Consider the following 16,331-nt stretch of genomic DNA (forward strand, 5'->3'; position numbering starts at 1 on the left):
GGCGCTGCACCGTCTGTACCTGGCTGAGGTCGCCACGGGCGATACGCGCGGCCTGGGCCAGCACCTGGCGCAGGGGCTGGGTGACCTGCCGGGTGATCAGCCAGGCAGCGAGGATGCCGAACACCAGTGCTAGCACAGCCACGCTGGTCAGCAGCGAACGGTCGGCCAGGGCCTCGTTGTCGCGCTGCTCGACTTTGCGCTCGCTCAGTTCAACGCTTACGGTCTGCAGCTCGTCACCCATTTTCTCCATGCCGTCCTGCAACTGCTCGACCTTGAGCGCGGCCTCGCGATATTGGTGCAGGACGTCGCGGTAGCGGTCCAGTTCCACCTGTGGGCGCTGGGTCAATGTGCCGGGCAGTTCCAGCGCGGTGATTGCCCGCAGCAACTGGCCAAGGCTGGCATTCGCCGCCTGCAGCGCGTCATCGCCCATGCTGGCAAAGCTGTCCCGGGGTGAGAAGGCATAGGCTGGCACCAGGCTTTGCTGGCTGGCGGACTCGATATGGCGGCCCAGAGTGTCCATGAGACCGACCACGCTGCTCTGCAAGCCGTCGCCCGACAGCTTCAGCAGGGCTTGGGTCTGCAGTTCGTCGATCACGGTTTCGAGCACGCCAGACTGCGCCTGCATCGCCGCGTGCAAGCCTTCGCGGCTGTCCACGGTACTTTGTAAGGTGGCGAAGTCGCCTTTCAGGCGCTGCAGCAACTGCAGCTTCTGGCTCAGCATCTGTCGCGACGAATCGAGGCCGCTGCGTTGCTGCAGCAGGGTCAGGCGGTCGTGCAACTGTTCCAGGATGGTCGCGATGCGTGTCCTGCTGACGTCGTCGGCGAGTACCCGGTAGGTGATGCGCTCGGCGCGCAGGTCACGGGTCAGATCGTTGAGTTGGCCGATGTCGCTCAGTTGTTCCGAGCGCTCGATGGCGCCGTCCAGCGCACGCCAGCCGCTGAGTGTGGTGGCCAGGGTGAGCAGCAGCACCACGGCGAAACCCAGAGTGAGCTTGAGCCCGACGCCGAGGTTGCCGAGTTGGCGGTCAAGGTATCCGAACATGGCAGGTCTCCGTCCGATTGAGAAAAGGCCATGGCAGCAGATTGCCGCCATGGCCTTTGCTCATCGGCCGGAAGTCCGTCGGACTGGACCTGCAAATTGAGTAGGAAAATTCTCTGCGGGCTGAAGGGTAGTGCCTACAGCCCGCAAGCCGCGAATTAGAGCCTGAAACGCCCCACCAGGCCCTGCAGGTGCGTTCCCAGGCGGGCCAGCTCGACGCTGGAGCTGGCGGTCTCCTCGCTGGCTGCCGAGGTCTGGTCGGAGATGTCGCGCACGTTCATCACGCTGCGGTTGATCTCTTCGGCCACGGCGCTCTGCTGTTCGGCGGCGGTGGCGATCTGCTGGTTCATCGACTGGATCGACGACACGGTGCGGGTGATGGTGCCCAGCGAGTCGCCAGCGCGGCGGGTCAGCTCGACGCTGCTGTCGGTCAGGGCGCGGCTGCTGTCCATGACGCTGGCCACGCGCTCGGTGCCGTTCTGCAGGCTGGCGATCAGTTCCTCGATCTCCTCGGTGGACTGCTGGGTGCGCTGGGCCAGGCTGCGCACCTCGTCGGCGACCACGGCGAAGCCACGGCCCGCTTCGCCAGCGCGGGCGGCCTCGATGGCGGCGTTGAGCGCCAGCAGGTTGGTCTGCTGGGCCACCGACTTGATCACATCCAGCACGCTGCCGATCTTGTCGCTCTCGGCCTTGAGCTGGCTCATCGCTTCGCTGGAGTTGACCACCTCGCCGGCCAGGCGCTCGATCTGGCTGATCGCCTCGCCCACCACCTTGTCACCCTCGCGGGCCTGCTGGTCGGCCATCAGCGCCGCTTCCGAGGCTTGCTCGGCGTTGCGCGCCACTTCCTGGACGGTGGCGGCCATCTCGTTCATGGCAGTGGCGACCTGGTCGGTCTCGACCTTCTGGTTGTTGACCCCGGCGCTGGTCTGCTCGGTGACCGCCGACAGTTCCTCGGCGGCGCTGGCGATCTGCGTCACGCCGTCACCAATGCCCCCGATGAGCTCACGCAGGCCCTGGGTCATGCGCTGCATGCTGGCCTGCAGCTGGCCCAGTTCGTCGCGCCGATCGGCCTTGAGGTCCTGGCGCAGGTCGCCGCCGGCCACGCGCTCGGCGGCGGTGAGGGTCTGGCGCAGCGGCACGATGATCTGCCGGGTGATGGCGAAGGCGGCCAGCACCCCCAGCAGCAGCGCCAGGGCGGTGGCGCCGGCCAGCAGGGTCTTGGCCTGCTGGGTGCCCTGGTCGCGCACGGTGGTTTGCGAGACGGTCATTTCCTGGCTGGCGGACAGCAGCACCTGGCCTTGCGCGGCCATGCGCGCCAGCGCCTGCTCACTGGCCGTCTGGGCGTTGCCGAACTGGTTCACCGCGTCGCGGTAGGCGGCCAGTGCGCTGGCGGCGTCGTCGAGGCTGGCGGCGAATTCGCCCGGAAGCTTGCCTGGCAGGGCCTTGAGTACGGTCATGGCCTGGTCGATGGCGCCGAGCGCGGTCTGCTGGAACTCGGCCTTGCCGCTGTAGGTGTAGCCGCGCACCTGGAAGCGTGCCTGCTGCAACAGGGCGGCGACCTGCACCACCTCCTGGTACTGCTGGATATCGCCGCCCTGCAGCAGGCGCTGCTGGACCTTGGCGATCAGCTCGGCGGCCTTGTCGGCGCTGTCGCCCAAAGTGGCGCGGCTGGCCTCGCGGCGCAGGCCGGCCTGCTTGAGTTCGGTGAAGGCCTGCTGGTACTGGCGCACGGCGTCCTGCTGCTTGTCCAGGCGCTGGCGGTCGGCGGGTAGCTCGATCTGGCCGAGCATGAACTGCACCTGGCGCTCGAGGTTGGCCAGGGCTTTTTCCAGTTCCGCCACGGCGGCGTCGTCTCGGTTGCGCTCATAGCCCAGGCGGGCCAGGCGCAGGTCCTGGGTGTACTGGTGGATCACCGAGATGTTGCCGAGCTTGTCGCCACGGCTGGTGACGCTGTCGATGCCCAGCCAGCCGGTGAAGGTGATGCCGAGGGTGAGCAGCAATACCAGGCCAAAGCCGATCCCCAACTTGCGATTGACGCTTACATTTCCCAGTGACTGGGCAAACCAACGGTACATAGACGACTCCCCGGCGCGTGGCAGTGCGGATTATTGTTCTGTTGCACAGGCCATCGGCGCGGGGCGGGGAAACTTGATGGCAAAAACTTGACCTTTGTGTCAGAAAATTCGCGAGAGCAGGGCGGTGACCGCCGTTTCCACCCGCAGGATGCGATCGCCCAGCTGCACCGGGGCCAGGCCGGCCTTGCCGAGCAGCTCGACCTCGTAGGGGATCCAGCCGCCTTCGGGGCCGATCGCCAGGGTCACCGGGCCTTCCACGGCGCGCGGGCAGGCAGGGTAGGGGCCGGGGTGGCCGACCAGGCCCAAGGAGCCTTCGGCGATGGCGGGCAGGCGGTCTTCGACGAAGGGCTTGAAGCGCTTCTCGATGATCACTTCCGGCAGCACCGTGTCACGGGCTTGCTCCAGGCCGAGAATGAGGTTTTCGCGGATGGTCTCGGACTGCAGAAACGGCGTCTGCCAGAAGCTCTTCTCGACCTTGTAGCTGTTGACCAGGATCAGCCGCGGCACGCCCAGGGTGGCGACCGTCTGGAACAGCCGACGCAACATCTTTGGCCGCGGCACGGCCAGCACCAGGGTCAGCGGCAGCTTGGCCGGCGGCGGCTGGTCGAAGGCCACCCGCAGTTCGGCCTCATGGCCTTCGAGGCGGATGACCTCGGCCTTGCCCATCAGGCCGCCGATGCGCCCGACGCGCAGGTTGTCGCCCACCGCCACGCGGTGGATCTCCTGCATGTGGGTGAAGCGGCGATCGGCCAGGACGACACGGTCGGCCGACACGAAGTCGGCCTCTTCAAGAAGCAACAGGTTCACGGTTGGGTCGCTGGCGGCTGGTCGTTGTGGTCGTTGCTCGCTTCGTCCGGCTCGTGGCTGCGCTTGCGGATCAGGCTGCCGCACAGCACGCCGACCTCGAACAGCATCCACATGGGCACGGCCAGCAGGGTCTGGGAGAAGATGTCCGGCGGGGTGAGGATCATGCCGACCACGAAGCAGCCGATGATCACGTACGGGCGGATCTTCTTCAGGTACTGCACGTCGACCACGCCGATCCACACCAGCAGCACCACCGCCACCGGGATCTCGAAGGCGACGCCGAAGGCGAAGAACAGGGTCATGACGAAGTCGAGGTAGCTGGAAATGTCGGTCATCATCGACACGCCCTCGGGGGTGGCGCTGGCGAAGAAGCCGAAGATCAGCGGGAACACCAGGAAGTAGGCGAAGGCCATGCCGGCATAGAACAGGAAAATGCTCGATACCAGCAGCGGGATGGCGATGCGCTTTTCGTGGCGGTACAGGCCCGGAGCGATGAAGCCCCAGATCTGCTGCAGGATGAACGGGATCGCCAGGAACAGCGAGACGATCATGGTCAGCTTGAACGGCGTCAGGAACGGCGAGGCCACGTCGGTGGCGATCATCGTCGCGTTGGCCGGCAGGTGCGCGCGCAGCGGCGCCGAGACCAGGGTGTAGATCTGCTGGGCGAAGGAGAACAGCCCGGCGAAGATCAGGAAGATGGCGGCGACGCAGCGCAGCAGGCGGGTGCGCAGTTCGGTCAGGTGCGAGACCAGCGGCATCGGCTGGTCATGTTCCGGATTCTCGCTCATGGGGCTCGTGGCGGTTGGGGCGGCTCGGAGGGTGGCGTCGCGGTCGGCTGCGCGGGGGCGGCTTCGACGGCGGGTGTGGCGGGCGTTTCAGCGCTGGTCGGCGGCTGCGCCGGTGGCGTCAGCGGGTTGAGGATGCGCTTGGCCTCCTGCTCCATCTGCAGGATGTGCTCGTTGTGCAACTGGCGGCGGATGTCGTCGGCGCCGATCTCGCGCTCGACCTCCATCTTGATCGCGTTGAAGCTGCGCTTGAGGCGGCCGATCCACAGGCCCGCGGTGCGCGCGGCCCCCGGCAGGCGCTCGGGACCGAGCACCAGCAGGGCGACCAGGCCGACGAGCAGCAGCTCGCTGAAACTGATGCCGAACATGGGTCAGTCTTTCCGCTGTGGCTCTTGGACCGGCTGGGCCTGGCCCTCGATGGTGTGGCCCTGGGCCTGCTGCGCGGTGTTCTGCACCGGCGGAACCGGTTGGGCCGGCGGCGGGGTCTGCTCGGCGGGCTTGGTTTCTTCTTCGTTCATGGCCTTGCGGAAGCCCTTGATCGATTCGCCCAGGTCGCTGCCGAAGTTCTTCAGTTTCTTGGTGCCAAACACCAGCACCACGACGACCAGCAGGACGATCCAGTGTTTCCAGTCAAAAATACCCATTTCGTACTCCTGAAAAATGTGTGTCGGTCTATCGGGCCCTGGGGCTGCCTTGCAGCCCATCACAGGGTTCAGCGAATCGTTCAGGCGACGCGGCCCCCTGTAGGAGCGGCCTTGCCGAGGCGTCGGACCGGTCGGAAAGGGGCGCAACGCGCCCCCGGCAATCGTCAGGCAGACGGCTGACGCGCAGCCTTCTCATCATGCCCGGACAATCCGAACCGACGCTCCAGCTCGTCGAGCACCGCCTGCGGATGCTGGCCGAGCGCGCTGAGCATGACCAGGCTATGAAACCACAGGTCTGCGGTTTCATAGATGACATCGCTGTAATCCTTGCTGACGGCGGCATCCTTGGCGGCGATGATGGTCTCGATGGACTCTTCGCCGAGCTTCTCGAGGATCTTGTTCAGGCCCTTGTGATACAGGCTGGCCACGTAGCTGCTGTCCGGCGCCGCGTGCTTGCGTTCTTCCAGCACCTCGGCGAGGCGGTTCAGGGTGTCGCTCATGTCAGTGTCCTGCGCTGTAGATGGCGTTCGGATCCTTCAGGACCGGGTCGACGGTTTTCCACTGGCCGTCCTCGAAGACGCGGTAGAAGCAGCTTTCGCGGCCGGTATGGCAGGCGATATGGCCCAGTTGCTCGACCATCAGGATGATCACGTCGGCGTCGCAGTCCAGGCGCATTTCATGCAGTTTCTGCACATGGCCCGACTCTTCGCCCTTGCGCCACAGCTTGCCCCGCGAGCGCGACCAGTAGATGGCGCGATGCTCGGCGGCGGTCAGGGCGAGGGATTCACGGTTCATCCAGGCCATCATCAGCACGCGCCCGGTCTTGTGGTCCTGGGCGATCGCCGGCACCAGGCCATCGCTGTTCCACTTGATCTCGTCCAGCCAGTCTTTCATCGTCGACTCCAAACCAGGCCCGCTCCCGTACCGGGCCCCTGTACGCTAGTGTGCCAGCCGACGGCGCGGCTGGCTATCGGCGCACGATAAGGTACAGGCCCGCGGCCAGCATCAGCCACGCCGGCCAGGTGGCCGGGGCGCTGAGGCTGACGGCGCCGGCGGCCAGCGTCGCTCCGCCGCCGAGCAGGCCGGCACCGAGCAGGCGCAGCGCCCAGTTGTCGCCGGCGCGGCGTCGCTCGGGCAGTTGCGCATCGTGCAGGTGCGGTTGCGACAGGCGCTCGAGCAGGTCGCGGGTCATGTCGGCCAGGTGCGGCAACTGCTCGGCCTGGCTGTACAGGTTGCCGATAACCGCCTTCGGGCTCATGCGCTCGCGCATCCAGCGTTCGAGGAACGGCTTGGCGGTGCTCCACAGGTCCAGGTCGGGATAAAGCTGGCGGCCCAGGCCTTCGATATTCAGCAGGGTCTTTTGCAGCAGCACCAACTGCGGCTGGACTTCCATGTTGAAGCGCCGGGCAGTCTGGAACAGGCGCATCAGCACTTGGCCGAAGGAGATGTCCTTCAACGGCTTTTCGAAGATTGGCTCGCACACGGTGCGGATCGCCGCCTCGAATTCGTTGACCTTGGTCTGCGCCGGCACCCAGCCCGAATCGATGTGCAACTGGGCCACGCGGCGGTAGTCGCGCTTGAAGAAGGCGATCAGGTTGCGGGCCAGGTAGTCCTGGTCCTCGGCGGTGAGGCTGCCGACGATGCCGCAGTCGATGGCGATGTACTGCGGGCTCCATGGCTTGACCGTGCTGACGAAGATGTTGCCCGGGTGCATGTCGGCGTGGAAGAAGCTGTCGCGGAACACCTGGGTGAAGAACACTTCCACACCCCGCTCGGCGAGCATCTTCATGTCGGTGCGCTGGTCCGCCAGCGTGACCATGTCGGTGACCGGTACGCCGTAGATCCGCTCCATCACCAGCACCTTGGGCCGGCAGAAGTCCCAGTACACCTGGGGCACGTACATCAGCTCGGAGCCTTCGAAGTTGCGCCGCAGCTGGCTGGCGTTGGCCGCCTCGCGCAGCAGGTCGAGCTCGTCGTAGATGGTCTTCTCGTAGTCGCCGACGATCTCCACCGGGTGCAGGCGACGGGCATCGGCCGAGGCGCGTTCGGCGGCCTTGGCGATCAGGAACAGCCAAGCCAGGTCCTGGGCGATGACTGGCTTGAGGCCCGGGCGCACCACCTTGACCACCACTTCCTCGCCGCTCTTGAGGCGCGCGGCGTGGACCTGGGCCACCGAGGCCGAGGCCAGCGGCTCGACGTCGAAGCGGCTGAACACCTCGGCCACCTTCGCCCCGAGCTGTCCCTCGATCAGCGCCACGGCGTGCTGCGGGTCGAACGGCGGTACCCGGTCCTGCAGCAGCATCAGCTCGTCGGCGATGTCGGTGGGCAGCAGGTCGCGGCGGGTGGAGAGCAACTGGCCGAACTTGATGAAGATCGGCCCCAGGTCCTGCAGCGCCAGGCGCAGGCGCGCGCCGCGGCTCAGCTCCAGGGGCTTGCGCGGCAGCCAGCGCCAGGGCATCAGCAGGCGCAGGCTGGCCAGCCACCAGGGCAGCAGGGGCTGTTCGAACAGCAGGTCATCGAGGCGGTAGCGGATCACGACGCGCTGGATGCGCAACAGACGGCGGACGGCGAGCAGCTTCATGCGTTATCGCTGGTATCAAGAGTGTGGGCGAGGCGGCGCAGGCGCGCCTCGAGACGTTCGATGTCGACTTTCAGCGCATCGAGCTCGCTGAACGCCGCTTCGGCTTCGCGTTTGCCGACCAGGGTGCGGGATTCCTCGGCCAGGTACTCGGAGAGGTTCTCGCCGAAACGGGCCAGACCCTGGCGGGTCCAGCGCGCGCGCAGGCGCAGGTGGCCGGCGATCAGCGCGGTGGGCACCGGGCCCAGCCAGCGCTGCAGCTCGTATTCCCAGTCCAGCTCCAGGTCTTGCACGATGCCGAACAGGTCGAGCAGCACGGCGCTGTCGCCATGCAGTTCGATCTGGGGGCTGTGCAGTACGGCGGTCTTGTCCTTGGCCAGGGCCAGCTGCGCCAGGCGTCCGGCGGGGGCACGCAGGGTGCAGTCGACCTCGCCCTCCCAGTGGGCGGCGAGCATCAGGCCTTCCTCGTCGGGCAGCACGAACACCTTCAGGGCCGGCTGCACGCAGTCGATCTCGATCACCCGGCCCTCCAGCGCCGCCAGGCGCGGGAGGGCGGTGCTGTCCAGGCGCAGGACACGGTTGAGCCCGTGCTCGGCGCTGGCGAGCAGGCCGGCCAGGAGCATCAGGGCTTGATCCCCCGGTGCACGGCGACGATGCCGCTGGTCATGTTGTGGTAGGTGACGCGGTCGAAGCCAGCCTCGACCATCATGCTCTTGAGCGTTTCCTGGTCGGGGTGCATGCGGATCGATTCGGCCAGGTAGCGGTAGCTTTCCGCGTCGTTGGTGATCAGCTTGCCGGCCAGCGGCATGAAGGCGAACGAATAGGCGTCGTAGGCCTTGGACATCAACTTGTTGGTCGGCTTGGAGAACTCCAGGATCAACAGGCGGCCACCAGGCTTGAGCACCCGCAGCATGGAACGGATGGCTTCGTCCTTGTGGGTCACGTTGCGCAGGCCGAAAGCGATGGTCACGCAGTCGAAGTGGTTGTCCGGGAACGGCAGCTTCTCGGCGTCGGCCTGGACGAACTCGATGTTGCCGGCCACGCCGCGGTCGAGCAGGCGGTCACGGCCGACCTTGAGCATCGAGTCGTTGATGTCGGCCAGCACCACCTGGCCGGTCGGGCCGACCAGGCGCGAGAACTTGGCGGCCAGGTCGCCGGTGCCACCGGCGATGTCCAGCACCCGGTTGCCGCTGCGCACGCCGGACAGCTCGATGGTGAAGCGCTTCCACAGGCGGTGCATGCCGCCGGACAGCACGTCGTTCATCAGGTCGTACTTGGCGGCCACCGAGTGGAACACCTCGGCGACTTTCTTCGCCTTCTGGCTCTCGGGCACGTCCTGGTAGCCGAAGTGGGTAGTGGGTTCGGCGTGGTCGCCTTTGCGCTGGTCGGTCATATCGCTTCACCAGAAAAAAATTACGGCCATTCTAGGGGCTGCGGGCGGATTTGTCTTGGCGGGGTGTGTCATGCACAGGGGGCGGGCATAATGGCGATTATGTCTTCATATCCAGGATCACCCGCATGACCCAGATCAGCGTCGAACGCAAACACTCCCTCGGCCGTGAAGCCGCCCGTGCCAAGGCCGAGGCGCTGGTCGACAGGCTCAGCCGCGAATACGACCTCAAGGCCACCTGGAACGGCGACCGCGTCGATGTGACGCGCAGTGGTGCCAATGGCAGCGTGCACATTGGCGAGGACACCATCCGCGTCGAGCTGAAGCTGGGCATGATGCTGTCGATGATGAGCGCCAGCATCAAGGGCGAGATCGAGCGGGCGCTGGACAAGGCACTGGCCTGATTCGCCCGTACCGTCCCGATCCCTTGTAGGCGTGGCACAAGGCCGCGCCTACATCCAGCAGGCCTGAAGCGGCAATACGGCCCACCTTAGGGTGAGGATTCTAATTTTTCCGCCTACCTTCACGCTCAAGCCCTGCCTCCCAGGGCAGTTCCTCCCTCCCTTGAACGAGCATGAGGTGCAGAGCATGGCCAAAGTGAATCTCAAGCAGAAAGACGACGCCCAAGGCAGTACCCTGGGTGAGGTGCGCGGCTACGCCCGCAAGATCTGGCTGGCGGGCATCGGTGCCTACGCCCGCGTCGGCCAGGAAGGTTCCGACTACTTCAAGGAGCTGGTGAAGGCCGGCGAAGGCGTCGAAAAACGCGGCAAGAAGCGCCTGGGTAAAGAGATCGAAGCCGCCAACGGCCATCTCGACGAAGCCACCCAGGAAGTCAGCCGGGTACGCGGCAAGGTCGAGGTCCAGCTGGACAAAATCGAGAAAGCCTTCGACGCCCGTGTCGGTCGCGCCTTGAATCGCCTCGGCATTCCGTCTAAACATGACGTTGAGGCGTTGTCCATCAAGCTTGAACAGCTGCATGAGCTGCTCGAGCGCGTCGCGCACAAACCATAAGGAGAGCAGGATGGCTGGCAAGAAGAACACCGAGAAAGAAGGCAGTTCCTGGATCGGCGGAATCGAGAAGTATTCCCGCAAGATCTGGTTGGCTGGCCTGGGTATCTACTCCAAGATCGACCAGGACGGTCCCAAGCTGTTCGATTCGCTGGTGAAGGATGGCGAAAAGGCTGAGAAGCAGGCGAAGAAAACCGCCGAAGACGTGGCCGAAAGCGCCAAGTCGTCGACCAACTCCCGGGTGTCTGGCGTGAAGGACCGCGCGCTGGGCAAGTGGAGCGAGCTGGAAGAGGCCTTCGACAAGCGCTTGAACAGCGCCATCTCGCGCCTGGGCGTGCCCAGCCGCAATGAGATCAAGGCCCTGCACCAGCAGGTCGACTCGCTGACCAAGCAGATCGAGAAGCTGACCGGCGCGTCGGTGACCCCGATCTCCAAGGCCAGTGCCAGCAAGACCGCGGCCAAGCCCTTGGCCAAGGCGGCAGCCAAGCCTGCGGCCAAGACCGCTGCGGCCAAACCGGCGGCCAAGCCTGCGGCGAAAACCGCGGCGGCTAAACCGGCAGCCAAGCCAGCGGCGGCCAAACCCGCTGCCAAACCCACTGCGGCCAAAAAGCCGGCCGTGAAGAAAGCGACTCCGACCAAGCCTGCGGCAGCCAAGCCGGCCGCTCCGGCGCCCGCCGCCACCGCGGCTCCGGCTCCGAGCGCGGCCCCGGCCAGCAGCACGCCGTCGGCACCGGTGAACGCGGCCACCCAGGCCTGACACACCGCGTCGCCCTGATCGCGGGGCAAGCCCGCTCCCACGAAGCCTGCACAGGACGCGTGGGGGTGGGCTTGCCCCGTGATCGTTTCAGCCTTCCAGATAGCGCATCGCCAACTGCTCCGCCGCCCTGCGCGCCGGTGCCTGCAGATGCGGCGCCACCAGCATCATCACCTGGTATACCACCACCCCCACATCGCCCTCGCGCCCCAGCACCCGCTGGTAGTCCAGCGAGCACATCAGGGTCAGGGTGATCTGCTCCACCAGTTGCCCCAGCGCCTGGGTCTCACTGGTCACCTGGCCCTGGCCCTTGAGGCTGGCCAGCAACGCCGCCAGGGTGCGCTTGAGGGCGTTGATCAGGCTGCGCATGCCCCGCGCCAGCTTGGGCAGGCGCCCGGTGAGGTTGGACAGGTCCTGGAACAAAAAGCGGTACTGGGCCATGCGCTCGACGATCAGGTGCAGGAACAGCCAGTAGTCCTCGGCGTCCAGGCGCACATCTAGGGGCGGATCGAGCAGTGGCATCAGCTCCTCTTCGAAACGCTCGAACAGGCCGATCACCAGCGGCTCCTTGCCGTGGAAGTGGTAGTACAGGTTGCCGGGGCTGATCCCCAGTTCATTGGCGATCTCCAAGGTCGAGACGTTCGGCTCGCCCTGGCGGTTGAACAGCTGCAAGGCACATTCAAGGATACGGTCGCGGGTCTTCATCCGGTCAGCGCGCCAATACGTAGCTGCCCGGCGCGGGGCCCAGCGGTGGATAGGTGGCGTTGCCCAGTTCCTCGCGTGGCGCCTTCAGCGTGCCGGAGCGCTCACTGATCCATTCCCGCCACAACGGCCACCAGCTGCCGTCGCGCCGTTGGGCATCGTGGAACCAGGCCCGCGGGTCGCTGGAGAGCTTGGGGTTTTCCAGGTAGTAGGCCTTGGGATTGCCGGGCGGGTTGATGATGCTCTGGATATGCCCACTGTTGGCCAGGATGAAACGTCGGTCGCCACCGAGCAACAGCGCCGAGCGGTAGACCGCGTCCCACGGAGTGATGTGGTCGTTGCTGCCGGCCACGGTGAAACTGTCCAGCCCGACCTGCTTGAGGTCGATAGGTGTACCGCACACTTCCAGGCCTTCGGGGAAGGTCAGCGGGTTGAGCTTGAAGAAGTCCAGCAGGTCGCCGTGCAGGGCGGCGGGCAGGCGGGTGTTGTCGGCGTTCCAGTAGAGGATGTCGAACGCCGGCGGGGTCTTGCCCATCAGGTAGTTGTTGACCCAGTAGTTCCAGATCAGGTCGTTGGGGCGCATCCAGGCGAAGATGCGCGCCACTTCGCCGCCGTCCAGCACGCCGCGCTGGTACGAGCGGCGCTTGGCCGCCTCGATGGTCTGCTCGTCGGCGAACAGGCTGGCGGGACTGTCGAAATGGCTGTCGAGCAGGCTCACCAGGTAGGTGGCGCTGCGCACCTTGCGCAGTTGCTTCTTGGCCTGCAGGTGGCCCTGCAGGGCGGCCATGGTCAGGCCGCCGGCGCAGGCGCCCATCAGGTTGGGATCACGGCTGCCGCTGATGCTGCGGCAGGCGTTGAGCGCCTCCTCCAGGGCCTGCACGTAGCTGGACAGGCCCCATTCGCGGTGACGCGGGTCAGGGTTGCGCCAGCTGACCATGAACACCTGCAGGCCCTGCTTGAGCATGTACTGGACGAAGCTGTTGGTCGGGCCGAGGTCGAAGATGTAGAACTTGTTGATCTGCGGCGGTACCACCAGCAATGGCCGGGCGTACTGTTTCTCGCTCATGGGCTTGTACTGGATCAGTTCCAGCAGCTCGTTGCGAAACACCACCGCGCCGGGGGTGGCGGCCAGGTTGCCACCGACTTCGAAGGCCCGTTCGTCCACCTGGCGCGGCAGGCCGTCGTTGTGGCGCAGGTCGTCGAGCAGGTGGCTGGCCCCGCGCAGCAGGCTCAGGCCGCCGGTGTTGAACAGCTCCTTGATCGCCAGCGGGTTGAGCAGCGAGTTGCTCGGCGCGAAGGCGTCGCTGACCAGGTTGAACAGGAACTGCGCCCGGGCGCGGTCATCGTCGGTCAGGCTGCTTTCCTCGATCCACAGGCGAGTTTGCTTCTGCCAGGCCAGGTAGGCCTGCAGGCCGCGACGGTAGAACGGGTTCTGGCTCCAAGTCGGGTCGCTGAAGCGCGCGTCGCGGGGGTGGGGTTGATAGGCGCTGTCACCGATCAGCACACGGCCCAGCTGGCCGCCCAGGCTCAGCAGATGGTGCGCGGTGTGCAGCGGGTTGCGCAGGCCGATCCGGCCGACCTGGCGCAGGGTCGAGATCAGGTCGCGACCGCGCAGGCCGGTGATGGCGTTCTGCACGTTCATGCTCGTGGCGGGGACCGGTGTCATCCCTCTGGCCGGTTTGTCCTTCATGCCAACACTCCTTCGTCAGATCCATTTCCGCGTTGGCCTCGTCGCGGGCTCGCCCGCGCGAAGGCGCACTGGGCTTGGCTGCAACTAGCCTGTGCTGACGCATAAAAAAGCCTTCCTACCCCCTTGCCGCTGGCCGGGGGTGCATGACCGCGCGTTGGCGTTCCTGCTCGAGGAATTTCATGATGATCGGCGCGACGGCTTCGGCCCGGGTGATCAGGAACAAGTGGCCGTCGTCGATTATGTGTAGCTGGGCATTGGGAATTCGCCAGGCCAGCAAGCGCATGTTGATCAATGGGATCAACGGATCGTCGTCGCCGGCCAGCACCAGCGTGGGTTGGTGGATCTTGTGCAACCAGTGGATGCTGGTCCATCCGAGTCCGGCGAACAGTTGCCAGTAGTAGCCCAGCTTGCCGCCCGAACGGACCTTGGAGGCGTGGTGCATGGCCAGCTCAGGGTCGCGCCGGAAGCCGCCGCCATAGATCAGCGGGGCGATGCGGATCACATGGGAGGGTTGCACGTAGCGCCTTGGGCTGGCCATCATCCACAGCACCTTGGGCTTGCCCGGTACCATCACCGCGCCGGCGGCGGTGGCGGCCAGCACCAGCTTCTTGCAGCGCTCCGGGTAGTCGTGGGCAAATTGCTGGGCCAGGGCGCCGCCCCAGGACACACCGATGACGTTGACCTGGCCGTAGTCCAGGTAGTCGAGCATGCGCGCGGTCAGCTTGGCCAGGCCGGGAAAGCGGTAGGGGTGGCGCGGCGTCGACGAGCCGCCGACCCCGGGCACGTCGAAGGCGATGACTTCCAGGTCCGGGTCCAGCGCCTCGATGAAAGGGAATACCAGCTCGAGGTTGGCGCCGATGCCGTTGAAGATCAGCAACGGCGTCAGGTGTGGCTTGCCCGGGCGGACCGCGGTGCGGATGGACTGATCGTCCAGCTCGACGGTCCTGAAGATGTACGGTTGCGGCATGCGCGTGACTCTGTGGTGAAGGTAGCGCCGCGATGCGCCGACTGGCCCATCGCGGCGGTTCGGTTCAACGCTCGTGCACGTATGTTCCCGGTGCGGCCTCGCCTGCGGTATAGGTGCGGTTACCCAGCTTTGTAGGCGCCTTCTTGAGTTCGCCGGCGCGCTCGCCCAGCCAGGCCTGCCAGTGCAGCCACCAGGAGTCGGCGTGCTTGATGGCGTTCTCCTGCCAGGCCACCGGGTCGTCCGGGCGGTCCTCGCCGGTCATGAAGCGTGCCTTGGGGTTGCCCGGCGGGTTGAGGATGCTCTGGATATGGCCGCTGTTGGACAGCACGAACTCGATCTTGCCGCCGAACAGGTGCGCAGAGCGGTAGCACGACTGCCACGGGGTAATGTGGTCGGCGGTGCCGGCGACGCTGTAGATGTCGCAGTCGACCTTCTTCAGGTCGATGGCGGTGCCGCACACCTCGAGGGCGTCGGGGCGGGTCAGCGGGTTGTTCTTGAACATCTCGATCAGATCACCGTGGAAGGCGGCCGGCAGGCGGGTGGTGTCGTTGTTCCAGAACAGGATGTCGAACACCGGCGGTTCGTTGCCCAGCAGGTAATTGTTGACCCAGTAGTTCCAGATCAGGTCGTTGGGGCGCATCCAGGCGAATACTTTGGCCATGTCGCTGCCTTCGAGCACGCCAGCCTGGTAGGAGTGGCGCTTGGCCGCCTCCAGCGTTTGCTCGTCGACGAACAGCGCGACCTGGGTGTCGACGGTGGTGTCGAGCACGCTCACCAGCAGGGTGAGGGCGTTGACCTTTTTCTCGCCGAGCGCGGCGTAGTGGCCCACCAGCGCGGTGCAGGTGATGCCGCCGGAGCAGGCGCCAAGCATGTTCAGGTCCTTGCTGCCGGTGATCGCCAGCACCGCGTCGACTGCTTCCTTGAGCGCGTCGATGTAGGTCGAAAGGCCCCACTCGCGCTGAGCCTTGGTCGGGTTGCGCCAGCTGATGATGAAGGTCTGCTGCTGGGAGCGCAGGCAGAAGCGTGCCAGGCTCTTTTCCGGGCTCAGGTCGAACACGTAGAACTTGTTGATCTGGGGCGGTACCACCAGCAGCGGACGGCTGTGCACCTGCTCGGTAATGGGGCTGTACTGGATCAGCTCCAGCACATCGTTGCGGTACACCACCGAGCCTTCGCTGGTGCCGAGGTTTTTACCGACCTCGAAGGCCTCCATGTTCACCTGGCTGGGCATGCCGCCGTTGTTGACGATGTCCTTGGCCAGGTTGGACAGCCCGTCGAGCAGGCTCTTGCCGCCGGTCTCGAAGAAGCGCTTGACCGCGGCGGGGTTGGAAAGGGTGTTGGTGGGGGCCATGGCCTCGGTCACCAGGTTGATGACGAACTGCCCGCGGCTGATGTCCTGGGGCGACAGGTCGCTTTCGCTGATCCAGTCGTTGAGCTCCTTGCGCCAGGCCAGGTAGGTCTGCAGGTAGCGGCGGTACAGGGGGTTCTTGCTCCACGCCGGGTCGGCGAAGCGACGGTCGTCGCCTTCGGGCTGCAGGGCCGACTTGCCCAGCAGCACGTTCTTCAGCTCCAGGCCGAAATGCGCCACGTGCTTGGCGCTGTGCAAGGGCTGGCGTATTGCCTGGCGCAACACCGTGCGCGCCGATGTCAGCAGATCCTTGCGGCGAATGCCGATAACCGGGTTCAGCCCCAGGGTGTTTTCCGAGGCCTGCCGCTGCAACTCATCGTTGTTCTTGTTACTCATCTACGACGCTCCGTTGTCCTGAGACGAGTACCGGTGTGCTGTGACAGCCCGGTACTGCTACTCGGGTGACCAGTGATAAGGAACAGCGGTGCTGCGACCGGATGCGTGCCGATGATGAGCTGCGTGGGTTTCTGCGTGTGAAGACAAC

17 protein-coding genes and 2 pseudogenes are annotated in these 16,331 nt (G+C 65.7%); 3 read left to right on the plus strand and 16 right to left on the minus strand.

Annotated features, from left to right (window positions below):
- Position 1: 1 nt before the first annotated feature.
- The 12 genes and pseudogenes from K5H97_RS29930 to ubiE all read right to left on the minus strand — a co-directional run.
- Positions 2 to 1,093, minus strand: a pseudogene (locus tag K5H97_RS29930) (methyl-accepting chemotaxis protein); the annotation flags it as partial.
- 104 nt (positions 1,094 to 1,197) lie between these two features.
- On the minus strand, positions 1,198 to 2,070 hold the full coding sequence (locus K5H97_RS30140; protein WP_404940859.1) for a methyl-accepting chemotaxis protein: 873 nt from the start codon (positions 2,068 to 2,070) through the stop codon (positions 1,198 to 1,200).
- Positions 2,053 to 3,114 (minus strand): annotated as a pseudogene (locus tag K5H97_RS30145) (methyl-accepting chemotaxis protein); the annotation flags it as partial. The pseudogene K5H97_RS30145 and the gene K5H97_RS30140, both read right to left, overlap by 18 nt.
- 99 nt (positions 3,115 to 3,213) lie before the next feature.
- Positions 3,214 to 3,921, minus strand: coding sequence for a 16S rRNA (uracil(1498)-N(3))-methyltransferase (locus K5H97_RS02365; RefSeq protein ID WP_028688377.1), 708 nt, complete (start codon positions 3,919 to 3,921; stop codon positions 3,214 to 3,216).
- On the minus strand, positions 3,918 to 4,709 hold the full coding sequence (gene tatC, locus K5H97_RS02370) for a twin-arginine translocase subunit TatC (protein ID WP_028688376.1): 792 nt from the start codon (positions 4,707 to 4,709) through the stop codon (positions 3,918 to 3,920). Before tatC ends, K5H97_RS02365 begins: the two co-directional genes overlap by 4 nt.
- On the minus strand, positions 4,706 to 5,074 hold the full coding sequence (gene tatB, locus K5H97_RS02375; protein WP_028688375.1) for a Sec-independent protein translocase protein TatB: 369 nt from the start codon (positions 5,072 to 5,074) through the stop codon (positions 4,706 to 4,708). Before tatB ends, tatC begins: the two co-directional genes overlap by 4 nt.
- Before the next feature lie 3 nt (positions 5,075 to 5,077).
- On the minus strand, positions 5,078 to 5,350 hold the full coding sequence (locus K5H97_RS02380; protein ID WP_028688374.1) for a twin-arginine translocase TatA/TatE family subunit: 273 nt from the start codon (positions 5,348 to 5,350) through the stop codon (positions 5,078 to 5,080).
- A gap of 164 nt (positions 5,351 to 5,514) precedes the next feature.
- Positions 5,515 to 5,850: a phosphoribosyl-ATP diphosphatase gene (locus K5H97_RS02385; RefSeq protein WP_028688373.1), complete on the minus strand. Its 336-nt coding sequence runs from the start codon at positions 5,848 to 5,850 to the stop codon at positions 5,515 to 5,517.
- A 1-nt stretch (position 5,851) separates the two neighbouring features.
- Complete coding sequence (gene hisI, locus K5H97_RS02390; RefSeq protein WP_011536069.1) at positions 5,852 to 6,244, minus strand: phosphoribosyl-AMP cyclohydrolase; 393 nt, start codon at positions 6,242 to 6,244, stop codon at positions 5,852 to 5,854.
- Positions 6,245 to 6,317: 73 nt separating this feature from the next.
- Positions 6,318 to 7,931 carry a ubiquinone biosynthesis regulatory protein kinase UbiB gene (gene ubiB / locus K5H97_RS02395; RefSeq protein WP_028688372.1) on the minus strand — a complete coding sequence of 538 codons (1,614 nt, stop codon included), beginning with the start codon at positions 7,929 to 7,931 and terminating at the stop codon, positions 6,318 to 6,320.
- Positions 7,928 to 8,551, minus strand: coding sequence for a ubiquinone biosynthesis accessory factor UbiJ (locus tag K5H97_RS02400; RefSeq protein ID WP_028688371.1), 624 nt, complete (start codon positions 8,549 to 8,551; stop codon positions 7,928 to 7,930). The genes ubiB and K5H97_RS02400 overlap by 4 nt, the downstream gene beginning before the upstream one ends.
- Positions 8,551 to 9,321 carry a bifunctional demethylmenaquinone methyltransferase/2-methoxy-6-polyprenyl-1,4-benzoquinol methylase UbiE gene (ubiE, locus tag K5H97_RS02405; protein WP_028688370.1) on the minus strand — a complete coding sequence of 257 codons (771 nt, stop codon included), beginning with the start codon at positions 9,319 to 9,321 and terminating at the stop codon, positions 8,551 to 8,553. The genes K5H97_RS02400 and ubiE overlap by 1 nt, the downstream gene beginning before the upstream one ends.
- Before the next feature lie 125 nt (positions 9,322 to 9,446).
- Here ubiE and K5H97_RS02410 point away from each other — a divergent pair, with 125 nt between their 5' ends.
- The 3 genes from K5H97_RS02410 (at position 9,447) to K5H97_RS02420 (ending at position 11,083) form a co-directional block, all read left to right on the plus strand.
- Positions 9,447 to 9,722: a polyhydroxyalkanoic acid system family protein gene (locus K5H97_RS02410; protein ID WP_028688369.1), complete on the plus strand. Its 276-nt coding sequence runs from the start codon at positions 9,447 to 9,449 to the stop codon at positions 9,720 to 9,722.
- A gap of 184 nt (positions 9,723 to 9,906) precedes the next feature.
- Positions 9,907 to 10,329, plus strand: coding sequence for a phasin family protein (locus K5H97_RS02415; protein WP_028688368.1), 423 nt, complete (start codon positions 9,907 to 9,909; stop codon positions 10,327 to 10,329).
- 10 nt (positions 10,330 to 10,339) lie between these two features.
- Complete coding sequence (locus K5H97_RS02420) at positions 10,340 to 11,083, plus strand: phasin family protein (protein WP_028688367.1); 744 nt, start codon at positions 10,340 to 10,342, stop codon at positions 11,081 to 11,083.
- A gap of 87 nt (positions 11,084 to 11,170) precedes the next feature.
- Here the strand turns inward: K5H97_RS02420 and K5H97_RS02425 are convergent, their stop codons facing one another.
- The 4 genes from K5H97_RS02425 to phaC (K5H97_RS02440) form a co-directional block, all read right to left on the minus strand.
- Complete coding sequence (locus K5H97_RS02425; protein ID WP_028688366.1) at positions 11,171 to 11,785, minus strand: TetR/AcrR family transcriptional regulator; 615 nt, start codon at positions 11,783 to 11,785, stop codon at positions 11,171 to 11,173.
- Between the two features lie 4 nt (positions 11,786 to 11,789).
- Positions 11,790 to 13,472: a class II poly(R)-hydroxyalkanoic acid synthase gene (phaC, locus tag K5H97_RS02430; protein ID WP_028688365.1), complete on the minus strand. Its 1,683-nt coding sequence runs from the start codon at positions 13,470 to 13,472 to the stop codon at positions 11,790 to 11,792.
- 115 nt (positions 13,473 to 13,587) lie between these two features.
- Positions 13,588 to 14,439: a poly(3-hydroxyalkanoate) depolymerase gene (gene phaZ, locus K5H97_RS02435; RefSeq protein ID WP_028688364.1), complete on the minus strand. Its 852-nt coding sequence runs from the start codon at positions 14,437 to 14,439 to the stop codon at positions 13,588 to 13,590.
- A 64-nt stretch (positions 14,440 to 14,503) separates the two neighbouring features.
- Complete coding sequence (gene phaC, locus K5H97_RS02440; protein ID WP_028688363.1) at positions 14,504 to 16,183, minus strand: class II poly(R)-hydroxyalkanoic acid synthase; 1,680 nt, start codon at positions 16,181 to 16,183, stop codon at positions 14,504 to 14,506.
- Positions 16,184 to 16,331: the final 148 nt, after the last annotated feature.

The sequence above is a fragment of the Pseudomonas mosselii genome, assembly GCF_019823065.1.
Lineage (GTDB): Bacteria > Pseudomonadota > Gammaproteobacteria > Pseudomonadales > Pseudomonadaceae > Aquipseudomonas > Aquipseudomonas mosselii.

Excerpts from the sequence above, each read along its gene's own strand:
- K5H97_RS30140 (WP_404940859.1), bottom strand. The coding sequence starts at position 2,070 with ATGCAGCGCATGACCCAGGGCCTGCGTGAGCTCATCGGGGGCATTGGT.
- tatC (WP_028688376.1), bottom strand. The coding sequence starts at position 4,709 with ATGAGCGAGAATCCGGAACATGACCAGCCGATGCCGCTGGTCTCGCAC.
- tatB (WP_028688375.1), bottom strand. The coding sequence starts at position 5,074 with ATGTTCGGCATCAGTTTCAGCGAGCTGCTGCTCGTCGGCCTGGTCGCC.
- K5H97_RS02380 (WP_028688374.1), bottom strand. The coding sequence starts at position 5,350 with ATGGGTATTTTTGACTGGAAACACTGGATCGTCCTGCTGGTCGTCGTG.
- K5H97_RS02385 (WP_028688373.1), bottom strand. The coding sequence starts at position 5,850 with ATGAGCGACACCCTGAACCGCCTCGCCGAGGTGCTGGAAGAACGCAAG.
- hisI (WP_011536069.1), bottom strand. The coding sequence starts at position 6,244 with ATGAAAGACTGGCTGGACGAGATCAAGTGGAACAGCGATGGCCTGGTG.
- ubiB (WP_028688372.1), bottom strand. The coding sequence starts at position 7,931 with ATGAAGCTGCTCGCCGTCCGCCGTCTGTTGCGCATCCAGCGCGTCGTG.
- K5H97_RS02400 (WP_028688371.1), bottom strand. The coding sequence starts at position 8,551 with ATGCTCCTGGCCGGCCTGCTCGCCAGCGCCGAGCACGGGCTCAACCGT.
- ubiE (WP_028688370.1), bottom strand. The coding sequence starts at position 9,321 with ATGACCGACCAGCGCAAAGGCGACCACGCCGAACCCACTACCCACTTC.
- K5H97_RS02410 (WP_028688369.1), top strand. The coding sequence starts at position 9,447 with ATGACCCAGATCAGCGTCGAACGCAAACACTCCCTCGGCCGTGAAGCC.
- K5H97_RS02415 (WP_028688368.1), top strand. The coding sequence starts at position 9,907 with ATGGCCAAAGTGAATCTCAAGCAGAAAGACGACGCCCAAGGCAGTACC.
- K5H97_RS02420 (WP_028688367.1), top strand. The coding sequence starts at position 10,340 with ATGGCTGGCAAGAAGAACACCGAGAAAGAAGGCAGTTCCTGGATCGGC.
- K5H97_RS02425 (WP_028688366.1), bottom strand. The coding sequence starts at position 11,785 with ATGAAGACCCGCGACCGTATCCTTGAATGTGCCTTGCAGCTGTTCAAC.
- phaC (WP_028688365.1), bottom strand. The coding sequence starts at position 13,472 with ATGAAGGACAAACCGGCCAGAGGGATGACACCGGTCCCCGCCACGAGC.
- phaZ (WP_028688364.1), bottom strand. The coding sequence starts at position 14,439 with ATGCCGCAACCGTACATCTTCAGGACCGTCGAGCTGGACGATCAGTCC.
- phaC (WP_028688363.1), bottom strand. The coding sequence starts at position 16,183 with ATGAGTAACAAGAACAACGATGAGTTGCAGCGGCAGGCCTCGGAAAAC.